The organism is Micromonospora sp. DT233 (assembly GCF_049841815.1).
Lineage (GTDB): Bacteria > Actinomycetota > Actinomycetes > Mycobacteriales > Micromonosporaceae > Micromonospora.
Genome location: NZ_JBNCLB010000015.1, coordinates 125,300 through 147,056, shown reverse-complemented (window position 1 = coordinate 147,056; position 21,757 = coordinate 125,300). Strand labels below are relative to the sequence as shown.

The 21,757-nt window shown below is 70.2% G+C and carries 16 protein-coding genes and 2 tRNA genes; 4 read left to right on the top strand and 14 right to left on the bottom strand.

Features of this window, described 5'->3' with window-relative positions; all coding sequences use genetic code 11:
• Nucleotides 1–416: 416 nt before the first annotated feature.
• On the top strand, nt 417–3,983 hold the full coding sequence (locus tag ACLQ2V_RS24540) for a LamG domain-containing protein (RefSeq protein ID WP_425720923.1): 3,567 nt from the start codon (nt 417–419) through the stop codon (nt 3,981–3,983).
• Between the two features lie 162 nt (nt 3,984–4,145).
• On the opposite strand, the gene ACLQ2V_RS24535 is transcribed toward ACLQ2V_RS24540, so the two are convergent.
• Nucleotides 4,146–4,221 (bottom strand) — tRNA-Lys (locus ACLQ2V_RS24535).
• A gap of 187 nt (nt 4,222–4,408) precedes the next feature.
• Here ACLQ2V_RS24535 and ACLQ2V_RS24530 point away from each other — a divergent pair.
• Both ACLQ2V_RS24530 and ACLQ2V_RS24525 read left to right on the top strand, forming a co-directional pair.
• The gene (locus ACLQ2V_RS24530; protein WP_425720922.1) at nt 4,409–5,680 is read left to right on the top strand and encodes an Ig-like domain-containing protein; all 1,272 of its coding nucleotides are present in this window, start codon (nt 4,409–4,411) and stop codon (nt 5,678–5,680) included.
• Nucleotides 5,681–5,887: 207 nt separating this feature from the next.
• Nucleotides 5,888–7,186, top strand: a complete 1,299-nt coding sequence (locus ACLQ2V_RS24525; RefSeq protein ID WP_425720921.1) for an Ig-like domain-containing protein — start codon at nt 5,888–5,890, stop codon at nt 7,184–7,186.
• A 56-nt stretch (nt 7,187–7,242) separates the two neighbouring features.
• On the opposite strand, the gene ACLQ2V_RS24520 is transcribed toward ACLQ2V_RS24525, so the two are convergent.
• The 5 genes from ACLQ2V_RS24520 to ACLQ2V_RS24500 form a co-directional block, all read right to left on the bottom strand.
• Nucleotides 7,243–7,315 (bottom strand) — tRNA-His (locus tag ACLQ2V_RS24520).
• A gap of 119 nt (nt 7,316–7,434) precedes the next feature.
• On the bottom strand, nt 7,435–7,887 hold the full coding sequence (locus ACLQ2V_RS24515) for a hypothetical protein (RefSeq protein ID WP_425720920.1): 453 nt from the start codon (nt 7,885–7,887) through the stop codon (nt 7,435–7,437).
• Entirely contained in the window at nt 7,884–12,278 is a 4,395-nt protein-coding gene (locus ACLQ2V_RS24510; protein ID WP_425720919.1) for a toxin glutamine deamidase domain-containing protein, read from the bottom strand. Before ACLQ2V_RS24510 ends, ACLQ2V_RS24515 begins: the two co-directional genes overlap by 4 nt.
• A gap of 17 nt (nt 12,279–12,295) precedes the next feature.
• Nucleotides 12,296–12,640: a hypothetical protein gene (locus ACLQ2V_RS24505; protein ID WP_425720918.1), complete on the bottom strand. Its 345-nt coding sequence runs from the start codon at nt 12,638–12,640 to the stop codon at nt 12,296–12,298.
• Nucleotides 12,637–13,065 (bottom strand): YbaB/EbfC family nucleoid-associated protein, encoded by a 429-nt coding sequence (locus ACLQ2V_RS24500; RefSeq protein WP_425720917.1) that lies wholly within the window; start codon nt 13,063–13,065, stop codon nt 12,637–12,639. The genes ACLQ2V_RS24505 and ACLQ2V_RS24500 overlap by 4 nt, the downstream gene beginning before the upstream one ends.
• 74 nt (nt 13,066–13,139) lie before the next feature.
• On the opposite strand from ACLQ2V_RS24500, the gene ACLQ2V_RS24495 reads away from it, so the two are divergent.
• Entirely contained in the window at nt 13,140–14,369 is a 1,230-nt protein-coding gene (locus ACLQ2V_RS24495) for an SUKH-3 domain-containing protein (RefSeq protein WP_425720916.1), read from the top strand.
• Between the two features lie 158 nt (nt 14,370–14,527).
• Here ACLQ2V_RS24495 and ACLQ2V_RS24490 read toward each other — a convergent pair whose 3' ends face one another.
• The 8 genes from ACLQ2V_RS24490 to ACLQ2V_RS24455 form a co-directional block, all read right to left on the bottom strand.
• A complete protein-coding gene (locus ACLQ2V_RS24490; RefSeq protein ID WP_425720915.1) occupies nt 14,528–15,379 on the bottom strand; it encodes a type IV toxin-antitoxin system AbiEi family antitoxin domain-containing protein in 852 nt (283 codons plus the stop codon).
• A gap of 269 nt (nt 15,380–15,648) precedes the next feature.
• On the bottom strand, nt 15,649–16,446 hold the full coding sequence (locus ACLQ2V_RS24485; RefSeq protein WP_425720914.1) for an ABC transporter permease: 798 nt from the start codon (nt 16,444–16,446) through the stop codon (nt 15,649–15,651).
• Nucleotides 16,443–17,309 carry an ABC transporter permease gene (locus ACLQ2V_RS24480; RefSeq protein WP_425720913.1) on the bottom strand — a complete coding sequence of 289 codons (867 nt, stop codon included), beginning with the start codon at nt 17,307–17,309 and terminating at the stop codon, nt 16,443–16,445. Before ACLQ2V_RS24480 ends, ACLQ2V_RS24485 begins: the two co-directional genes overlap by 4 nt.
• A gap of 86 nt (nt 17,310–17,395) precedes the next feature.
• Nucleotides 17,396–18,556, bottom strand: a complete 1,161-nt coding sequence (locus ACLQ2V_RS24475; RefSeq protein WP_425720912.1) for an ABC transporter ATP-binding protein — start codon at nt 18,554–18,556, stop codon at nt 17,396–17,398.
• Between the two features lie 5 nt (nt 18,557–18,561).
• Entirely contained in the window at nt 18,562–19,758 is a 1,197-nt protein-coding gene (locus ACLQ2V_RS24470) for a polyamine ABC transporter substrate-binding protein (RefSeq protein WP_425720911.1), read from the bottom strand.
• A gap of 319 nt (nt 19,759–20,077) precedes the next feature.
• Nucleotides 20,078–20,269: a DUF397 domain-containing protein gene (locus ACLQ2V_RS24465; RefSeq protein WP_425720910.1), complete on the bottom strand. Its 192-nt coding sequence runs from the start codon at nt 20,267–20,269 to the stop codon at nt 20,078–20,080.
• A complete protein-coding gene (locus tag ACLQ2V_RS24460; protein ID WP_425720909.1) occupies nt 20,260–21,030 on the bottom strand; it encodes a helix-turn-helix domain-containing protein in 771 nt (256 codons plus the stop codon). The genes ACLQ2V_RS24465 and ACLQ2V_RS24460 overlap by 10 nt, the downstream gene beginning before the upstream one ends.
• A 288-nt stretch (nt 21,031–21,318) precedes the next feature.
• A complete protein-coding gene (locus ACLQ2V_RS24455) occupies nt 21,319–21,684 on the bottom strand; it encodes a DUF3499 domain-containing protein (protein WP_425720908.1) in 366 nt (121 codons plus the stop codon).
• Between the last annotated feature and the right edge of the window lie 73 nt (nt 21,685–21,757).

Genomic DNA, 21,757 nt, shown 5'->3' with positions numbered 1-21,757 from the left:
GCGAGTCGACGGCGCGCTGATCGCTTTCGGACAGAGCCGGATTACGCGGAGTGTGTGCCGGCGGTGCGGCGGCGGGGCGAGGTCAGCAGGAGACGCCGTGGTCGGCGCCCCAGACGAACCCTCCGCACCCGATGCTGCCGTCCTGGATCGCGCCGCGACATAACGGATTCAGCTCCATGGTTCCTCCCCCGTGGTGAACGGCACCGCCGCTGCGGCGACACGGTACGCGAGGCATCGAGGACCACAAAGGAGTCGATCCATTAATCGAAACATTTGAGTATCAAACATGTAGACACCAGCCGAGAGTGGTCAAATTCGGACGTCGGCAGCTGGCTCGTTCGCCCGCTCTTCCTGCGGTAAGGCCTGTTTAGAACCAGCTTGCCGCGCCCTTGACACCCCCTCCCCGCAGCCCTACTTTGCGCTCGACCAAGATCCTGACCACGGGGGCCGCAGTGACTCCATCCAGACATGTTCTCCGCTGCCTCACGGCGGTCGTTACAGCCGTGCCGGTAGCGGTATCGATGATGATTATCGGACCGTCCGCGTCGGTGGCCGGCGCACCATCGACGGCACCACCCACGCCCAGTCCCACGTCCACCGGCACTCCTGCCACCCCCAACCCGGTGGGCGGAACGCCCAGCGGCTCTCCGGAGGCCGATGCCGTCAAGCTGGCCACCGCCACGCAGCGCACCGTCGAGGTCGAAGGGAGCAAGTCCGAGAGCACCCGGTTGGTGGCGACGCCGAACGGCACCCTCGTGCACGAGTCGTACGCGATGCCCCGCTGGACCAAGGGCGCCGACAAGCGCTGGCGCCAGGTCGACACCCGGCTCGTCCCCGACCACGACGGCCTCAAGCCCGTCGCCACGGTGGCCGATGTCAGGTTCTCAGCCGGCGGGAGTGGCCCGCTGGTGAATCTCGGCGGTCAGGGCGGTTCGCTCGAGTTCTCCTGGCCGACGAAGCTTCCCGCCCCGCTGATCGAAGGCGCCACGGCCGTCTACCCCTCGGTGCTCCCCGAGGTCGACCTGCGGGTGACGGCCACCGTGGACGGGTTCGGCTATGTCCTGGTCGTCAAGACGCGACAGGCCGCCACCAACCCGGCGCTTGAGAGGATGCGCCTGGGCATGAAGGCGACCGGCTGGACCATCGCCGGACGTGCCGAGGGAGGCTTCGAGGCCCGTGACAGCGCCGGAGCGCTGCAGGTTTCCGCCGGCCGCGCGGTCATGTGGGACGCCTCCGGTGTGCCCGCCGCCCGCCGTTCGGCCGCCGGCGCGCGGGCGGCCGGCCCCGAGTCGCTGCTGCGCCAGACACCGGATCTGTCCCGCAAGGCCGAGCTGCCCACCACGGTCGAGGACGGTGCGCTGGTCATCGTGCCGGAAAAGTCCATGCTCACTGATCCGACGACCGTCTTCCCGGTGATCATCGATCCGTGGACGACCATCGTCAAGGCCCGCTGGGGCTACACCAACTCGTCGAACGCCACTCGCGACGACGGCATCGTCCGGGTCGGTAGCAATCCCGACGGCTCCGGGAACTACCGATCATTCTTCGCCTTCAACCTGTCCGGCCTGGCCGGCAAGTCGGTGCGTACGGTGAAGTTCATCACCGAGATGACCCACTCCTATTCGTGCACCTCGAGCCCGGTCAACCTGTGGCGGACGGCGGATCTGACCACCTCCGGCAAGCAGACCTGGGACGGGCCGAACCTCGAGAAGTACATCGAGCAGCGGTCCGGGCACGCGCACAAGCCGTCCGGGGGCGCCGGCTGCGGCGACGACCCGCAGCCCGACTCGTACCTGGAATTCGCCTCCGGCACTCTCAAGACAGACCTGGTGGCAACCGGCCAGGGAACCTCGAACTACACGCTGGCCCTGTCGACCAGGGACAGTGATGGCACCGACGAGGGCACCGAGTCGCGTTGGAAGAAGTTCGACGCGGCCCAGACAAAGCTCTCCGTCGAGTTCAACACCAACCCGACCACGCCCCCGGCTTCGGCGCTGACCACGCATGCCGACTACACCGCCCCTGCCCTCGCCTGCGTCACCGGCACCGGCCGGCCGATCGTCCGCTCGACCACCCCGTGGCTGAAGGCGACCCTGGCCGACCCGGACGGCACCAACGGCGGCCTGCTTTCCGGCACCTTCGCGCTGCAGAAGTGGAGCGGCACCGCCTGGGCCGGGGTGACCGGATGGCCCAAGGTCGACTCCGGTGTGCCGACCGGCAGCAAGGCCGAGGTCCAGGTTCCCTCCGGCGTCATCACCGGTGGATTGATTCGTTGGCAGGTACAGACCAAGGACACCCTGAGCGGCGCCTCCAACTGGTCGCCCTGGTGCGAGTTCGACTACGACGTGACGCCGCCCGCGCTGACGCCGACCGTCACCCCAGCCGACAGCGTCTACCTCGAGACGCCGCCGAACGACAGCTGGCTAGGCAGCGTCGGGCTCACCGGCCGGTTCACCCTCGGCGCCAACGGTCAGGCGGACGTCCACGACTACGAGTACCAGCTCGACGGCGGCGCGATTGCCGTCGTCCAGGCAGCCGGCCTCGGCGGCATCGCCACCGTGCTGATCACCCCCCGGCACTCGGGCGAGAACGTACTCACCGTCCGCTCTCGGGACCAGTCGCAGAACCGGTCGGCACCGAAGGACTATCGCTTCCTGGTCGCCGAACCGTCGGCGCCCAAGGCGGTGTGGCGACTCGACGAAGGCACCGGCCTGGAGCTGCAGACCACCCCGGCGGGCGGACCGACCTCGACGCTGGCGAACGGCACCACCTGGGTCGAGGGCCGGCTGCCCGGGACGCACGTCGCCAACGGCAAGGACTGGGCCTTGAAGTTCGACGGTGTCGACGACCAGGCGGCGACCGCCGGCCCCGTGTTGGACACCTCCAAGACCTTCGCGGTCGCCGCTTGGGCCAAGATGTCCGGCAAGACCGCGTACTTCCGCTCAGTGGTCTGCCAGGAGGGAAGCCGGAACTGCGGCTTCGCCCTGGAGTACGCCCCGGCTCCGATCGATCGATGGGTGCTGGACATGTACTCCGGCGACATTGACTACCCGACAGTCGTCCGCATCACGTCAGCGGCTCCGCCAGCGATCGGCGTCTGGACGCACCTCGCCGCGGAGTGGGATGCCGCCACCAACACCGGACGGCTGTATGTGAACGGGGTGGAGCAGGGCAGCGCCCAGCAGCCCGCCAACTCCAACACCACCGGTCCGCTGCTGTTCGGGCGGGCGAAGTACAACGGAACAATCAACAATCCGTGGTGGGGTGAGGTGTCCGAGGTGCAGGTATGGGACAGAGCGTTGAATCCCGACACCGACCTTGCCCCAGAGGTCAAGCCGGTGCTCGCCGGGGCATGGGAGATGGAGGACTGGGACGAAGAGGCACCCCGACAGGTGCTGGACGAGTCCACCTACCGCAATCCACTGACCCTGACGGACGCACCGAACACCCAGTGGTGTGACGGATACAACTTCACGGGGGGCCTCTGCTTCGACGGCGTATCCGGCTCCGCCGCGACGGTCGGCCCAGTGCTACGCAGCGACCAGTCGTACACGATCTCCGCCTGGATCCGTCCCGACTCCAACGACGGCACCCGCACGGCGATCGCCCAGGAGGGCAGCGTGGTGTCCGGGCTGTTCGTCGGCTGCCGGACCAACGGCACCCCGCAATGGGCGTTCATGCAGGCATCCGGGGTCGACTACTCCACCAAGCAGGTCTGGGCGACGCCATGCACGGTGGGCGCCTGGACCCATGTGGTCTCCGTGTTCGACGCGACCGCCGGACAGCAACGGCTGTACGTCAACGGCGACCTGGTCGCATCCGGAGCGCTGGCCACCGGCTGGCACGCGGGCAACGCCTTCACCGTCGGCCGCGCCAAGTGGAACTCACCGCGGGACTTCTGGCACGGAGCCGTAGATCGCGTCCGGGCATGGCAAGGCGTCCTGTCGGCCGACGAGATCGACGCACAGTTCACGGAAGCGTGACGAGTCCTGTCCCGCGACACTCTCTGCCGGTGTCGCGGGACAGGCCCCGCCGAGCCCGAATCCGGTAGCGAGCGGTCCGACGGCTCCCGAGCACCGAGCCCGTCGGCAGGTACACAAAAAGGCCCCGACCCGGATTGAAAACCCGGGTCGGGGCCTTGCTGCTGGTGCGCCGCCAGGGACTCGAACCCCGAACCCGCGGATTAAGAGTCCGCTGCTCTGCCAGTTGAGCTAGCGGCGCTCGTTGGCAACGGAGAGAACCCTAGCACGGCCTCCGAGGAGGGTTCCAATCCGATACCCGGCTCCCCCCTTCGGGCAACGTTACCGGACATTACCTGTCAAATTCCCCGTCCACGAAGCCTGCGGTCGCCACGAACCCGCTCGGATGCGGCACGATGTCCGCCAGGCACACGAGAACAGAGGTGGGAATGGGCAGGTTCGCGCGGGCCGGGGCGCTGGTGAGCACCCTGACCCTGATGGCGTCGCTGACACTGACCGGGTGCGGGGACGACCAGAAGAATGCGGAGTTCGTCGATGGTCCCCCCGCCGTCGGCAGCAGTGTCGCCGCTGAATCGGGCACCGCTCCGTCCGGGTCGGCCGCGAGCCCCGCGCCGTCGCTCAAGGTCAGCCCGGCGGACGGGGCGAAGAACAAGCCGGTCAGCACCGAGATCTCCGTGAAGCTCCCGGCGGGCAGCAAAGTGAGTGACGTCACGCTCACCGCCTCGAACGGCAAGAAGGTCGAGGGTCGGTGGCGGGCCGACGGCTCGTCGTGGGTGCCGAACAGCGCGCTGAAGTACGGCACCCGCTACACGGCCACCGTCACGGCCGCGGGCGAGGGGGGCGAGACCCGGCAGGGCACCAGCACCTTCACCACGATGGCCAAGCCAGGCTCGGTGATCGCCTCGGGGCTCTACCTGTTCGACGACCGGACGTATGGGGTGGCCATGCCGGTGGTCACCGAGTTCCACCCGGGCATCCCGGCCAAGGACCGGGCGGCGGTGCAGAAGCGGATGTTCGTCCGTACCGATCCGCCGCAGCCGGGGGCCTGGCACTGGGTCTCGAACGGCACCCAGGCCTACTACCGGGCACCGGAGTACTGGAAGGCCGGCACGAAGATCACGGTACGGATCGGACTGGCCGGCATCCCGCTCAGCAACGGCAGGTACGGCAACGTCGACCGGAGCGCCACCGCCAAGATCGGGCGCTCGTTCGTCATGAAGGTCGACAACGCCGACAAGAAGATGACCGTCACCCAGGACGGCCAGGTCGTCCGCACGATCCCGGTCAGCCTGGGCAAGAAGAGCACTCCGTCCTCCAGCGGCACGATGGTGGTCATGGAGAAGAAGGAGTCGACGACCTTCGACACCCGGGACGATCCCAACCCGGCCAACCGGTACGTCACCGAGATCGACTTCGCGCAGCGCCTCACCTGGGGCGGCGAGTACATCCACGCCGCGCCGTGGTCGGAGCACGTGCAGGGTCGGCAGAACGTCTCGCACGGCTGCGTCAACGTCTCCATGGCGCAGGCGAAGTGGCTCTTCTCGCAGACCAAGGTCGGCGACCCCATCACCATCAAGGGCACCGAGCGCAAGCTCGTCGCCGGCAACGGCTGGACGGCCTGGAACCTGAGCTGGGCCGCGTTCGTCAAGGGCAGCGCGCTGCCCGTGCCGGAGGGCGGCTCCGGCCCGGCGCTGGCCTGACCGCCCGTACCGTCGTACCGCCCGCAGGGGCGGGGCATCCGAATCCGGGTGCCCCGCCCCTGCGCCGTTTCCGAGTCGTGCTCGCTTCTATCAACATCTGGGACACGACACTTCGGGTGTTTCTCTTCACCCCCGGCAACGGGTAAGTCTTCCCGTGCGTCAGTGAGAGACGATGGGCAACCGGGGCACCACGACAGCGAGGTAATCATGCGAGCAACCCAGAACCAGCTGACCCGGCACGAGGGCCGACGCCGGATGTTCGCGGCGGGACTGCTCGCCGTCGTACTCACGCTCGCTTCCGGCTGCACCGACGGCGACGGCGGCGGCGCGGCACCCGGCTGGCAGGGCGGCGGCGAGAGCGCGCCGAAGGCCGGCGCGACCATCACCGCCCCCACCGCCGACGCAAAGGACGTGCCGGCGTCCACCGGCATCGCCTTCACCGCGAAGGACGCCAAGGACGCCACCGTCGAGCTGAAGGACTCCGCCGGGGCCGCCGTCGAGGGCACGCTCGCCGCCGACGGCAAGAGCTGGCTGCCCAAGGGCGCACTGAAGTACGCGGAGACCTACACCGCCACCGTCACCACGACCGGCGACGACGGCAAGCCCGCGCAGGCGACCAGCAAGTTCACCACGATGGCCAAGCCCGCGAAGCAGATCCGGGTCAGCAGCTTCCTCGGCGACAACCAGGTCGTCGGCGTCGGCATGCCGTTGATCGTTAAGTTCGGCCGGGCCATCCCCGAGGAGTACCGCGACGACGTCCAGCGCCGGATGACGGTGACCTCCACCCCCGCCCAGGAGGGCATCTGGCACTGGGTCAGCCCGACCGAGGTCCGGTACCGGCCCAAGGAGTTCTGGAAGGCCGGCAGCACCATCTCGTACCGGATCCAGGCCGGCGGCCTCCCCCTCGGCAACGGCTGGTACGGCCGCGCGGACCTGGCCGTCGACATCAAGACCGGCCCCGCGACGATCATGACGGTCGACAACAAGACCAAGCGGATGACCGTCACCAAGGACGGCAAGGTCGTCAAGACCATCCCGGTCAGCCTCGGCAAGAAGAGCACCCCGTCCTCCAGCGGCACCATGGTCGTCATCGAGAAGCTGCGCAAGACGGTCTTCGACACGATGGAGGAGCTGGGCCCCGAGGAGGGCTACCGCACGAAGATCGACTACGCCCAGCGGCTCACGTGGGGCGGTGAGTTCATCCACGCGGCCCCGTGGTCGGAGGGACAGCAGGGCAGCGTCAACGTCTCGCACGGCTGCGTCAACGTCTCGATGAAGAACGGCGCCTGGCTCTTCTCCAACACCCGGATCGGTGACCCCATCACTGTCAAGGGCACCGAGCGCAAGCTCGCCAACGGCAACGGCTGGACCGACTGGAACATGAGCTGGGACCAGTACGTCAAGGGCAGCGCCGTGCCGTACGACCCGGACGCCGCCGCCTCCCCCGACGCGGGGGCGACCCCCGGGGACGCCGGGACGACGCCGAGCGCCGAGCCGACCGCCTGACCAGCACCTCGAGCACGAAGAAGGCCCCCTCCGAGCGGAGGGGGCCTTCTTGCGAGGGTGACTGATGGGAATTGAACCCACGACAACCGGGACCACAACCCGGTGCTCTGCCAACTGAGCTACAGCCACCACGCTCCCCGCGCCGGCTGGGCCGGGCGGCGTGCGGACTAATAATAGCCACACCACGGCCACCCGCGTCCACCGGGTTCCCCGCCGGGACGCCCTGGGACAGGGAGGGGCGGACCGGGCTACGAGTCGGCGATGGTCGGGTCCGCCCCTGGGTCACCCTGCTGCTGCAGCTGCTCCTCGAACATGACGAAGGTCTTCCGCCTGATCCCCTCCACCAGCGCACTCTCCCTCTCCGTAAGATTTCGATTCTCTCGCTGCGCCGCGTCGACGATCGCTTCCACGGTCTCGTAGAGAGCGAATATTGGCCCCTCCCCCGACAGGTAATCCCCTCGGTATGCCTCAACCTCCTGTACGAAACGTGCGGGCGGAATTCTGACTATGTCATAGCCAGCGCCGGCGAAAAGGAGCTCAAATAAAATTTCGTCCTGACGACGCCAACCCCCAGTATCGATGGACACACGCCAGACCACGATGCCACCCTCGGCCGATTCCACAATCTTGGCGGGCGCGGCGTAGTAGAGGTGGTAAGAGGGAAGAACCAAGCCGGGAGTGGGATTATAGTCCATACTCATTCCTGAATAGCCGATTTTAACGCATCCCAAAAGAATTGCTGTTGGTATTGAAGGATTCTGGCCACGATTGCCCGCTCGCGGACCGTCAGCTCCCGCCCCTCCTCCCGGGCGATAGCCTCGATGTCCCGCTTAACCTCGTAGAGCGCATGTTCCCAGACAGCCACCTCATCCAAGGCGGCCAGATGCAACCTAAACTCTGCGAGATGCCCGTTGGACATACTCAGTACCAATTGAACGTCTCGATAGCCACTGGCCTCCGGATTTTGGAAGCGATCTTCGAATCTGACGACTCGCACTCTTGGGTAATCCCGTAACCGATCGAGAGCTTCGTACAGGTCATCCAATGAATCGAACTCAACCTTCGCGGCAGCAAGATCAAGGAGCCGGCCGACGTCGCCATCATACTTCTTGACCTTGTCTTCCGCTCGTTTCCTGACCTTGGGCTTATCCCGCCAGCCTGCGCGCCCAGACTCTCGCCCTCCAACTTGCGCAAGTTCCTTGGCCAGCGCGACCAACTCTCCCTGCGCTACCGCCGCAGACTGATACAGGATATCAAGGTAAGCGGATCTATAAACAGCGTCCGCACGTCGTTTATCATCGAATCCCGACTGCTTTACCTTACGGGATTTGTCAACGACAACACTTGCACTAACCTCCACCTGGCGAGGAGTCAGGGGTGTCGGTTTCGGGGTGGGAGCAACGCTGACAGCATCTTGTGTCGGCACAATATCAGCAATCTCCTGCACCACGGTTTCCAATATCGAAATCGCACGGTGGTGGCTCGCCAGATGGTGCAGGGTGATCGGTCGCACCGTCAGCGACTTCGCAAGTTCCGGAGTCGTCAGAATGATTCGCGCCAGACTGGGAAGCTCCGCTAGTTGCTTCACCAGCGTCTCGGCAATCATTGGCTCACCGTCGGGCGGATTCCGCCAGGACAAATCAAGCATCTGCCGAACACGGTCGTGTCGGAACAGGTTCGCGACGTCCCGCGCCGCTGCCTCGTCCAGGCTTGGTGCCAGTCGGCGTAGTGTCGGGCCGTCCAACTCAGCGGCAATCTCAACCGGTGTGACGCCCGCGGCAAAGACCTGATCAAGGTCGACCGCCGTCGCTATTACGTCCTTCGGCGCTGACCCGTTCAATTCCAGATAGGCACGCGCCGCCAGACGCTCCCGCCGAAGTCTGCCCGCCGCCGTTTCCTCATCCTCCGGCGCGGAACCCGGAAACCCCTTCTCCGGCCCAGAACCGCCAATTCCCGGCAACCCAGGATCGACCGGGCCCGGCTCTCCGAGCAGGTGAATCCGGTTCAGACTCCGGTCCTCGAACGGTTCCTCGGGACCCGGCTGCCGCTCCCGTGAACTGTCCTCCTGCGGCTCCGGCTCTGGCGGGGGCCGTTCATCCACCACCGGCCCGCGCTGGCTGAAGTTCCCCGGCCCGGCACCCGCCAACGGCAGCGGACGACCGTCCGGGCCGACGACCAGCGCGTCGATCGCCGTCACGTTGTGCGGAGCCGGCCGACCGCCGTGCACGTAGAGCGGCATGTCCGAGACCCAGCCGTTCTGCGGGTCCAGGTAGACCACGCTCCCGTTCTGGTTGACCGCCGCCCAGGCATGCGAGCCGCCCCCTTCGTACGAGGTGATGAGGAACGCGTACGTGCCGTGGCCGCCGGCCCGCACCTGGTCCTCCAGGCTGCGAAACCCCTGATGGACGGCCTTCCACGCCTCGTGCGGCGGCAGGTCCTCGGCGCCGTCGGCAAGTTTCTGGAACCGGCCGCCGGTGACGTCCTCGACCCGCCCCGGGCCGTCGATCTCGCCACCGAGGGGCCGGTTGATGTCCCCGAGCGCGTACGCGTCGAAGGTGCGGGGCGCGGAGACCCGGGGCCGGCCGTGCATCCACGTCTCGTACAGCGAGAGGGTGCAGTCCAGACAGTTGATGCCTCGGGTCGGGTCCGCGCGCGGCCCGCCGTCGTTGGCGAGCTTGAACCACCCGCCCTGGCGGGGATCCGCGCAGCGCTGGACCCGCCCGTCGGCATCCCGGGGCATGGCCCCCTCCAGGTCCGACTGGTGCAGCGCCAGCGGCGGCCGCAGGCCACCCCACTGCCCGTACGCGCGGGACCGGTCGATCGAGGGCGGGTCGTCGTCGCCGGTCAGCGCCGAGGGCCCGCTGACCTGAGCCACATCGACGATGAGCGACGGAACGTCGGTGTTGAGGCGCTCGAAGTTGTCCCCGCCGCGCACCTCGACGACCGAGGGCGCGACCGTGCCCTTCAACACCTCCTCGGCAAGCTCCGTCTGCCGGTGATGCTGGCGTTCCTTTACCCCGGACTCGCTGACGAACCTGTCGGCCGCCTCCCGGCGACCGGCGTTGTACAGGTCGTGGGCCTGCTCCATGAGCCACCGCGCCTGCTCGTAGTGGTGCTCGGCGCTCGCCCGCAGCACAGCGGCGCGATCCCTGCGCCGGTTGTCCTCGTACCAGCTCCGCTGCCGTAGGAAATAGTCCTGGTAGTGGCGCCGATCGAAGGCCTCGCGGTCGGCGGCCCACTGCGCGGCGTACCACTCGGGAGACCTCGGCGGTGGTCCGCCGGAGGGCCCCCGTGGCGCCGGAGGCGTGGGCGGCGGTGGGCTGGCGGGCGGATTCGGTTTCGGGGCCCCCGGCGACACGACCGCAGGGCCGAGTGAGCGGTATTCACCCTGTCGGGTCGCGCCGACTGGGTCGCCGCCGTGCTGCTGAGGCGACGGCAGTGGGGTGGCGACCGCCGTGTTCGCGCTGGTGGCGGTGGTCGAGAAGGATGCCGGACGGGCATCCGAGGAGACGCCCGGCCCGGCTCCGAGGTGCGAGTCGGCGGCCGGCGACCCGACGGTACCGGCCACCGGCACCGACCCGGCGTCCGCGCTGCGCAGCCCCGCCGGCAGGACCTCGGGGGTGGCCGTGGACGACAGCGTGGGTTGTGCCTCCCGCGCCGACGCCTCACTCACCCCCGGTCCTGGCTGCGGGGGCGACGACCGGGAGTCGGCGGCGGGGTCGACGGCCCGCACGGGTACCGGCTCGGTGGGTTGATCGGCCGGTGACACGACGCCGGCCGCCTGCACCTCCGTCGTCGGCGGCGTCGGCACGGGCGTCGGCGAGGCCGGCCCGGCAGCGCCGTCCGGCGGGAGTTGACTGGGCTCGCCTGCGGGTCGGCTACCCACAGGTCCCGCGTCGTGGCTGGCCTCGCCGACCTCGGCACCGGCGCCCGGCGTGGGCACGGCCCTGCCGGGCCCCGACGAGCCCTCCACCTCGGGCGGGGCGACCGGGCCCGGCGGGGCGACCGCGCCAGGCGGGGCGGCCGCGCCAGGCGGGGCCGACAGGTCAGGTGGGGCGAAGGACGTTCCGCCGAGGGCGGCCATCCGGCTGTCGAGTCGCTGGCGCAGCGCCGCGTCGGTCTGTGCGGTGGCCGAGCCGGTGGCACCCGACGCCGCTGCCCGCGCCGCGTCCTCCAGTGACATCGGCCCCTGACCGGTGGACAGGCGGGCCGCCTGATCGGCGAGCACCTCGCCGGTCATCTCCCGGCCGAAGTGTTCGCCGATGCGCGCGCCCCGGCCGCTCGCGTGTCGCCCCAGACCGGCCAGCGGCGCCACCGCCCCACCGGCCAACCCGCCGAGCGCGGACATTCCCGCGTCTGCCAGGTCCAGGCCGTGCCTGCGGCCGGTCGAGTTCTGGTACGTCTGGGTGGCGAGCGTGACCCCGCCCTCCTCGGCTGCCTCCGCCAGCCCGCCGCGCGCCGCCTTCCGGGCCAGACCTCGAGCGCCACCCTCGGCCACCTGCTTGGCGGCCCGCTCGCCGGCTTCCTTCAGGCCCTGCTTGAGGCTCTTGCGGGCCAACTGCGCCATCAGCTTCTTGAAGATCTGCTGCACGACGAAGCGGCTGGCGGTGATGGCCGCCCCGGCGGCGGGCGAGGCGGCCCCGGCGGTGAGCACCGCCGCCACTGCCAACGCCAACAGCTCGACCACGAGGATGCCCAGCTCGATCCAGACCTCGAGCTTGGCGCCCTCGATGTCGCAGCCGCACTCCTCGACCAGCCGGCCGAGGTCACCGCTGACGGCCAGCAGGACCGGCAGCGGGGCCTCGTCGCCCTCGGTCACCCGCCGCCAGGCGGCGTCGAACGCCGCCGCGACCGCCCCGACGCCGCCGTACCCGGCGCGCACCTCACCGGCGGCGGCGACCGCGTCGGCATGCGGCCCGCCCAGTGCCTCGGCCACGCCGTACCACTGGTCGGCGAGGTCCCAGACCGCCCGCTCGTTGCCCTCCGGCCACTCCACCCCGACCACCCAGTCGAGGGCCTCGTGCACCCAGCCGGGCAGCTCCCAGGGCGAGAAGTCGAGCGGGTGCGGAATCGGGCTCGGCAGCAGGGTCACGGCTGTCCTCGGCGTCGTCAGCGCCCGGCGGGCCGCTGGTCGGAGATTCGGTCGAGGCGGGCACCGCTGCGGTCGTCCGTCGCCACCTCGTTGTCCACGGACCGCACGACGTCCTGGCCCAGGTGCTCGACGGCGCGGCCGACGCCCGCCCAGGCGCGCAGCAGCGTCTCCTCGAATCCGCGGTACTGCTTTTCGAACGCGGCCCCGATGTCGTCCCGCCCCCAGGGCCGGGCCGCGCTGGCCGCCGCGATCTGGTCGCCCACCTGGGCGCGTCGGGCGGTGACGGCCGCGCCGGCCGAGGCGAGGTCGCCGCCGCCGCGCCGGGCCCGGACCGGGTCCAGCCAGAGCTGCCCATCGGTCACGCCGATCGCTCCTCGCCTCGCATGACGGCGTCGGCCCGCCCGAGCAGGGCACCGAAGTCGTTGGTACGCAGGAAGTCCAGCGACCCGGAGCCGGCCGGCAGGTATCCCGCGACGAGTTCCTGGGTGGCGGCCACGGCGACGGCGGTGGCCCGGTGCACGGTCGTGGTGATCTTCCGGCTCAGCGCTCGGGCGTCCCGGTCGTGGAAGACGGAGGCGTGCAGATCCACCGAGACGATCTCTCCTCGGGCGCCGACGACCACTGTGACCTGCCCGTCGTCGGAGCGTTCGGTGATCCGGAACTCCGCGAGGCGGGACTGGAGCTCGTCCAGCCCGGAGCGGAGCCGCCGGTACTGCCCGTACACGTCGTCGAACCGGGCCCGCAGCTCCCGGTTGGTGTCCCGGTCCGCACTCTCGACCAACGCCACCCTCCCCCTCACCGTAAGTAGGCCAGACCATACCGGGCGCCACAGTTTCCGTGGGGTCCGGTAACTTCAGATGGGTGATCGACCGTCAGCAGGCCGAAGAACTGGCCACCGTCTGGGCCCATCGGGACTCCCAGCGTCTCGGGCACGAGTGCGCCCCGCTGGTCGAGGAGTTCGACCTCGGTTGGCTGATCACGTCCAGCGTGGACGCGTCGGCCACCGTGCTCCCGGGCGACCTGCCGACCACCGTCGTGGACAAGGAGACCGGCGAGGTCTCGACCTGGCCGCGCCTGCCCTTCACCGCCGTCCGGGAGATGTACCGGCGCAGCCGACCGGCGCAGCAGGCGCCCCGCACGGTCGACCCGGCGAGCCAACTGCTCCGCGAGATCCGCCGCCTCCCCACGCCGGGTGCCGTCGCGCAGCTGAGCGTCGAGGGGCACCTACACATCGCCCAGGGCGCCAAGGGCGATCTGACCCTCCGCCATCACCCGCTGGTCCGGGCGTACCTCGACGAGCTGCCGCCGGGGCACCTCGTCCGGGGCGGGGAGCGGCACGCGGAGATGATCGTGGTCTCCGACGTGCTGCACGCCCACGACCACCGCCGCGCCGCCGAGGGCCAGGCACCGCTGACGATGAGCGAGGCTCAGGCGCTGTTCGAGACGACCCGGCTGAGCGTGCACCGGGTTCGCGAGCCGGGCGACCCGGCGGGTGGTCCCGCCGAACGGCCCTGCGACTCGTGCCTGAACTTCCTGGTCCACTTCCACGCGCTCGAGTGGCCCGAGCTGGCGTACACCCGGCAGTGGTGGCCGCAGCCGCAGACGCCGATCCACCCCGACCGGTTCCCCGCCGAGGTGGGGCACTCGCTGATGGACGGAGGGTGGGAGGACACGATGTTCAACGCCGCCATGGCGGCGGGAGCCATCAGGGAGACCTGCCAGGTGACCGGTCGGCGGCACCGGCACGAGCCGTTCCCGGCCGCCGAGGCCGTCCTGACCGCGTTCCCGGCCGTCCACCCCCGCCGTCGCGGACCCGGCGAGGAGGTCTGGATCAGCCACTTCCACACCAATCCGACGCGTGTGGCGCACTCGGCGGACACGCTGGCGGACTTCGGTGCCGTGCTCGGCACCCGGCTCTTCCCCATCGGCGCGGAGGGCCGGGAGAGCATCCTCGCGGTCGACGAGCACGGCCGGATCTTCGCACTCGACCAGGCCGGCGAGTGGTTCCTGGGCCCGGACATCGACACCGCCCTGACCACGCTGCTACTCGGCCGCACCCCGTCCCGGGTCCACGACGACGGCACCTGGTAACCCCCTCCGTCCGCGTCGATCATGGATCCATGGTGGGCGAGATGGAATGAATGCCCGTTATCTGGGGCCGCACAACTCCATGATCGACGCTTGCTCGGGGGGGGCGGGCGGGGCGGGGCAGGGGCGGGGGCGGGCGGGGCGGGTGGGGGCGGTGCAGGTCAGGGGTGGAGGAGGGCGGCGATCGTGGACGCGATGTGTTCGGGGCGGCGGTAGAGGTCACGGTCGGTGAAGTAGCGCATCTGCCAGCCGTGGGCCGCGAGCCAGTTCATCCGGAAGCGGTCGTGACGGAGCTGATCACGGTCCAGGTGCGACGCCCCGTCGTACTCGATGCCGACCCGGCGACCTCGGTAACCAAGGTCGAGCCGGTACAGCGGCACGCCCCACGTGTCCGGTACCCACAGCTGCGGCTCCGGCGTCGGCAGGCCGGCGTCGATGAGCACCAGACGCAGTTGACTCTCCTGCCGGCACTCCGCCCGCGGGTCTGCGAGGTCGACGAGCTCACGCGCCTGGCGAACGCCCCGCAGCCGCGCATGCCGGGACGCCTCGGCCCGCAGGTCGTCGGGTAGGCAGGCACCGACCCGCAGGCAGAGGTCGAGCAGCGCAAGGGCATCCATCCGACGGACCGTACGCGCCACGTCGACGGCACACCGGGCAGCGGAAGCGCACGGCACGCCCGCAACAAGCGCGACATCGCGTACGGCAAGGATCGCCTCGTGCGCCACCACCCCCCGGATTTGCGGTACGACCGCACCGGCCGGCACGATCACGTGCACGTCTGCGGAGGGCAGGGCCCCGAATCCGTGCAGTTGCGCCCCGGTCTGGAATCCGACCGCCGCCTCCGGAGGGAGCCGCCGAAACAGCGCGGGCAGGAACTCCGCACCCGGCCCGTTGCCGTAGACGCCCCGCGTCAGCCGAGGAAGCCGACCGGCCAGGGCCCGGCTGCGCACCGCCTCCCGACTGAGCCCCGCCCCCAACAACTCCCGGTACGAGAACAGCTCATCGCCTGCCATCCCCGCACGATCGCGCCCCAGCCACCCCCGTTCCACCCCGTCCACCAACCCTGTGGACAACACCGCCCTCTGTGGAAAACCCCCACACCCCGCCCCAACCTGCTACACCACCCGCCCACCAACGCCGATCATGGAGTGGTGGTGCCCGAGATGCCCCGCATGATGACTTTGTCGGGCACCACAACTCCATGATCGGCGCGGACAGGGGGGCGGGGGCGGGGGGCGGGGGGCGGGAGGGGGGCGGGGGGCGGGAGGGGGGTGGGGGTGGGTTAGGGGTGGGGTGGGCGGTGGGGGTGTAGGAAGGAGGTCAGGGTCACCAGGAGCAGGGCCGTGGCGAACATCGCCGTGCCGATGACGTTGACCTGCGGCGGGATGCCCCGCTGGGCGGCACCCCAGACGTACATCGGGAACGTGACGGTGGTGCCGGCGGTGAAGTTCGTGACGATGAAGTCGTCGAAGCTGAGCGAGAACGCCAGCAGCGCGGCGGCCACGATGCCGGGCAACGCCAGCGGCAGGGTGACCAGGCGGAACGTCTGCCACGGGCCGGCGTACAGGTCGGCGGCGGCCTCCTCCAGCCCCCGGTCCATGCCGGCCAGCCGGGCCTTGACGGTGACCACCACGAAGGAGAGGCAGAACATGACGTGGGCGAGGAGGACGGTCCAGAACCCCTGCGGCACGCCGGCGGAGACGAAGAGGGCGAGCAGCGCGGTGCCCATGACCAGTTCGGGCGTGGCCATCGGCAGCAGGACCAGCACGTTGACCCCGGCCCGGCCGGTGAACTGGTGCCGGGCCAGGGCGAACGCCATCAGCGTGCCGATCGCGGTGGCGACGACGGTGGCGAGGAAGCCGATCTGCGCGCTGCGCAGCACCGCGTCGCACATGTCGGAGGTGGCGCAGGGCTGCCGCCAGTTGTCCAGGGTGAACTCGTGGAAGTCGTAGGAGAGGCGGCTCGACGGGCGGTTGAACGACCAGGCCACGACGACGGCGATCGGCAGCGAGAGGTAGCCGAGCACGAGCAGGGCGACGCCCATCACCCAGTGTTCGGCCAGCCAGCGGGAGAGCCTCACGGCAGTTCCTCCGCGCCGATCCGCCGCAGGTAGCCGAGGACCACCGCGAGGATCGCCGCCATCAGCAGGAACGACAGGGCCGCGCCCTGCGGGTAGTCCAGCCGGACCAGGAACGCCGAGTCGATGACGTTGCCGATCATGTAGTCGGTCGGGGTGCCAAGGAGCTCCGCGTTGATGTAGTCGCCGACGGCCGGGATGAAGAAGAGCAGTGTGCCGGCGGTCAGGCCGGGCATCGACAGCGGCAGGGTGATCCGGAGGAACGTCTGCGCCGCGCCCGCGTACAGGTCGCCCGCCGCCTCCAGCAGCCGGCGGTCGAGCCGCTCCAGGCTCGCGTACAGCGGCAGCACCAGGAACGGCAGGAAGTTGTACGTCAGCCCGAGCACCACCGCGACGGGGGTGGCCAGCAGCCGGCCGTCGGGGGCGAGCAGGTGTACGTCGCGCAGCAGCCCGACGAGTGCCCCGTTGTCGGAGAGGATCGTCTTCCAGGCCAGGGTGCGGACCAGGAAGCTGGTGAACATGGGGGCGACCACCGCCACCAGCAGCAGGTTCTTCCACCGGCCGGCCTTGAGGGCGATCGCGTACGCCAGCGGGTAACCGGTCAGCAGGGCCAGCAGCAGCGCCGCCCCGGCGTAGCCGAAGGAGCGGGCGAACTGCGGCCAGTACGCCCGCACCGCCTCCGGGTAGTTGCCGAACGCCCAGGTCAGCGCGTATCCGCTGGAGAGCGAGCCGCCGGGGTCGTAGAGGCTCGCGGCGCCGAGCTGCAGCAGCGGCACGGCGAAGAACAGCAGCAGCCAGGCCGCGCCGGGCAGGATCAGCAGGTACGGCAGCAGCCGGTGCCGCCCCCGGCCCGCCGAGGATGGCACCGCATCCGCAGCCGCAGCCGGAGCCGGAGCCGCAGCCGGAGCCGGAGCCGGAAGCGGGGGCACGGAAAGACGCGGGGGCGGGGCGGTCACGAGGGTGCACCGACCGGCTCGTCGAGCTTTACGGCGGCCTGGTCGGCCGCGGCGGGTGCGCGGGGCAGCAGGAAGGCGTGCTCGGGGTCCCAGTGCGCCACCACGGGCGCGCCGATCGGCAGCCGCCCGCCCGAGGCGGTGTTGGCCGTGAACGCCCAGAGCTCGTCGCCCCAGCCGGTACGCAGCAGGTACTGGGTGCTGACTCCCACGTAGGAGGCGTCGGTGACGATCCCGGTGACGTGCTGGTGGCCGGCCGGGAGCTGGTCGACGGAGTCGGCCAGGTGCAGCTTCTCGGGGCGTACCCCCAGGTAGACCGGGCCATGGGCGGCGCGGGCGCGGTGGGCGGGCACGGAGAAGCGGGTGCCGTGGGCGGTGACCGGCACGTCGGACCCGGCCGGGCCGGCGAACCCGGCCGCCTCGGCGGCCAGGAGGTTGGACTGGCCGAGGAAGGTGGCGACGAAGGCGGTGGCCGGGTACTCGTAGAGGTCGGCGGGGGCACCGAGCTGCTCGATCCGCCCGGCGTTCATCACCGCGACCGTGTCGGCCATGGTCATGGCCTCCTCCTGGTCGTGGGTGACGTGCACGAAGGTGACGCCGACCTCGCTCTGGACGCGCTTGAGCTCGAGCTGCATCTGCCGGCGCAGCTTCAGGTCCAGCGCGCCGAGCGGCTCGTCGAGCAGCAGCACCCGGGGCCGGTTGATCAGGGCGCGGGCCAGCGCGACCCGCTGCTGCTGGCCGCCGGAGAGCTGGTCGGGGCGGCGCTGGCCGAGGCCGTCGAGTTGCACCAGGGTCAGCATCCGCAACACCTCGTCGTCGACCGCGCGCAGGCCCCGGCGGCGCGGCCCGAACGCCACGTTGTCGAAGACGTTCAGGTGCGGGAAGAGCGCATAGTTCTGGAAGACGGTGTTGACCGGCCGTTTGTGCGGGCGCAGCCCCGTGACGTCCCGGTCGCCGAGGAGCACCTGCCCACCGGTCGGCCGCTCCAGGCCGGCGATCATGCGCAGGGTGGTCGTCTTGCCGCAGCCGGACGCCCCGAGCAGGGCGAAGAACGAGCCCTGCCCGACGGTGAGGGTGAGGCCGTCGACCGCGGTGACGCCGCCGAACCTCTTGGTGAGGTCGACCAGTCGCAGGTCGCCGGCGGGGGTCTGGTCAGCCATCCCGGTCACGCGCCGATGACCTGCTGGTACTTGCTCTCGTACTCCCGCTCCTGCCGCTCACTGAGGGCCATGAAGACGGTGGACTTCGCCAGCAGGGCGTCGTCGGGGAAGATCAGCGGGTTGGCGGCCAGCTCCGGGTCGATCCGCTCCATCTCGGCCTGCGCGCCGGCGACCGGGCAGATGTAGTTCACGTACCCGGCGATCTGCGCGGCGACGGCGGGTTGGTAGTAGTAGTTGATCAGCTCTTCGGCGTTCGCCCGGTGGGTGGCCTTGTTCGGCACCATCATGTTGTCGCTGAAGAGCATCACGCCGGAGTCCGGGGCCACGAATTTGATCTTCGCGTTCTCGCCGGCGAGCTGGATGATGTCGCCGGACCAGCCGATGCACGCGGCGATGTCGCCCTTGGCCAGTTCGGGTGCGTAGTCGTTGCCGGTGAAGCGGCGGATCTGCCCGGAGCGGACGGCCCGTTTGAGCTTGGTCAGCGCGTCGTCGAACTGGGCGGTGGTGAACTTCGCCGGGTCGTGGCCGCCTGCCTGCAACAGCAGGCCCATGGTGTCGCGCATCTCGGCGAGCGCGGTGACCCTGCCCTTGAGGTCGGGGCGGGTCAGCAGCTCGTCGACGGTGCGGATCTCCTTGGTGACGTCGCCGTTGTAGGCGAGGCCGGCCAGCCCGGACTGCCAGGGGATCGAGAGCCGGTTCTCCGGGTCGAAGGGGCGGTGCAGCAGCGACGGCAGCAGGTTCGCCGCCACGTTGGGGATCCTCGCGGGGTCGAGCCTCTGGATCCAGCCGAGCCGGATCATCCGGGCGGCCATCCAGTCGGTCAGCACGATGACGTCCCGCCCGGTGCCCTGGCAGGCGGCGAGCTGGTTCTGCACCTTGCCGAAGAACTCGTTGTTGTCGTTGATGTCCTCGGTGTACGTCACCTGGATGCCGCTGGCGGCGACGAAGGCGTCCAGCGTGGGCCGCCTGGACTCGTCGGCCTCGTCGACGTCCATGTACTGCGGCCAGTTCGAGAACGTCAGCTTCTTCTCCGTGGCGGAGACGTCGTCGCTGACGCAGCCGGCCTCGGTCTGCTGCGCGCCCTTGGTGCCGCAACCGGCGAGCCCACCCGTCGCGGCCAGCGCCCCGGCGAGCGTCGCGGCCGAGCCGAGGGTGCCGGTGAGCAGGCCACGCCGGGTGAGGGGCCGGAGGCGAGGTCGCATGTGACGACTCCTAGGGAGGTCACCGTCAGCGGGCGGACGCAGAGAGGCCCGCCAGCGGAAGGTCATCAGGCGTTGGACGACTGATCTTCACATGACCCAGGCCCCGCTCACGAGAGGGAGATCGGGAGCGGTGCGGAAGACACTTCTCGTTCACCGGCGACGCGAAGCGTCCAAGATTTCGCGCGTCCTGCCCCTGTAGGGCACCGAATGCTGCGCGTGCTGCCAGCCGGCCGGCAGCGGCGGTCCAGCCGGATCGCCGAGACCCACGAGAACAGCACCGGGGCGCGGCGGCTCCGGCGGGATGGGGTGGGAAAGCAGGTCAGGCCGGGTGGCGGGCCACGTCGAGGAAGGCCCGCCAGGCGGCCGGGGCGAAGGTGAGGGTGCCGCCCGCACGGTCCTTGCTGTCGCGGACCAGCACCCGACCGGGCAGGTTGTCGGCCACCTCCACGCAGTTCCCACCGTTGTTGCTGCTGCGGGTCGCCGTGCGCCAGCGGGCGTCGGTCAACTCCATGTCGTCGCCACCTCCCTGATCAGCTCGATCGACCGGCGGCTGGGCAACGCCTCGCCGGTGACGATCTCCCACCTGCGCCCCACGTTAGCAACGTCGACCGGATCGTTGACGATGTGACCGCGGAGCAGGTTGTCGACATACGCCAATTCCGTCCCCTCGGGCAGCCGGGCGAGCACGAACGGCCCGGCCAGGCCCGCATGCCACGGGTTCTCGGCGGGGATCACCCGGACCTGCACGTGCTCGCGCTCGGCCATCGCGGCCAGGTGGGCCGCCTGGCCGGCCATCACCGCCCGGTCGCCGGTCACCCGGCGCAGCACCATCTCGTCGATCACCGCGATGAGCTGCGGCGGGGCCTCGGCGGCGAGGATCGCCTGCCGGTCGAGCCGGCCGGCCACGATCCGCTCCACCTCGGCCGGCGGCAACAGGCCGCCGCTGCTCAGCACGGCCCGCGCGTACGCCTCGGTCTGAAGCAGCCCCGGCACCAGCAACGGTTCGTAGGAGCGGAACGAGGTGGCCTCCTGCTCCAGCTCCGCCCACTTGCGGAACCAGGGCACATCCCGGCGGAGCAAGGGTGTCGGCCACAGCTCCGCGACCTCCTTGCCGAGCAGGTTGGCGACCGCGTACCGGGTGCGGGGGTGCGGGACGCGCCCCTTCGCCACCCACCTCGCGGCCGTCTTCGGATCGACCCTGACCTTCTCGGCCAGCGACTCGGCCGTCTCCCCCATCGCGGCCATCGCCAGCCGCAGCGTCTCGTTGCCCATCGAGCCTCCCGTCAAGCGGTACGGACGGTGGCACCTTAGCGACGGTACGTGCTCAATTGGGGCCTGGCTCGGCGCTTCGAGCGGGGATGTGTTCGGCGCATCCGAGGGGTGCCGGACATGCCCCGCAAACGCCCCGACAACGTCCCGGCGATCCCGGCAACAGGCGGCCTCGGGCAGTAGAGGGCGGGCAGCAGAGGGCCTGGGCGGCAGAGGGCCTGGGCGGCAGGAAGGCAGAAAGGCCGAGGGGCCGGAGGGCCGGCAGGTTGCCGGGGGCAGCGGCCCGGCGGGTCAGTGGTTCGGGGGGATGACTCGGAGGTGGCCGCGCCGGCCGGTCTGGGGGTGCGGCGGCGGGTTGTCGTCCTGCGGCGGGCGGGGCGGCGCGGGGCGGGCCGCCTCGCGGACCGCCTCGGCGAGGGCGACCAGGTCGTCGGCGGAGGGCGGCGGGGGCTCGAACTCGCCCTCGTGCCGGACCACGTTCCAGCCTCGGGGGGCCGTCAGGCTGCGGGCGTGGGGTTCACAGAGGTCGTACGTGTGTGGCTCGGCGAAGGCCGCGAGGGGGCCGACGACGGCTGTCGACTCGTTGTAGACATAGGTCAATGTGGCGACCGCTTGCCGGGGGCAGCCGTTTCGGGAGCAGCGCCGTGGTGACCTCACGGCGGGAGGGTATCCCCATTACCGGGTCCGGCGCATCGGTTCGCGTTGCGACACGCCCGTCATCGAGATCACA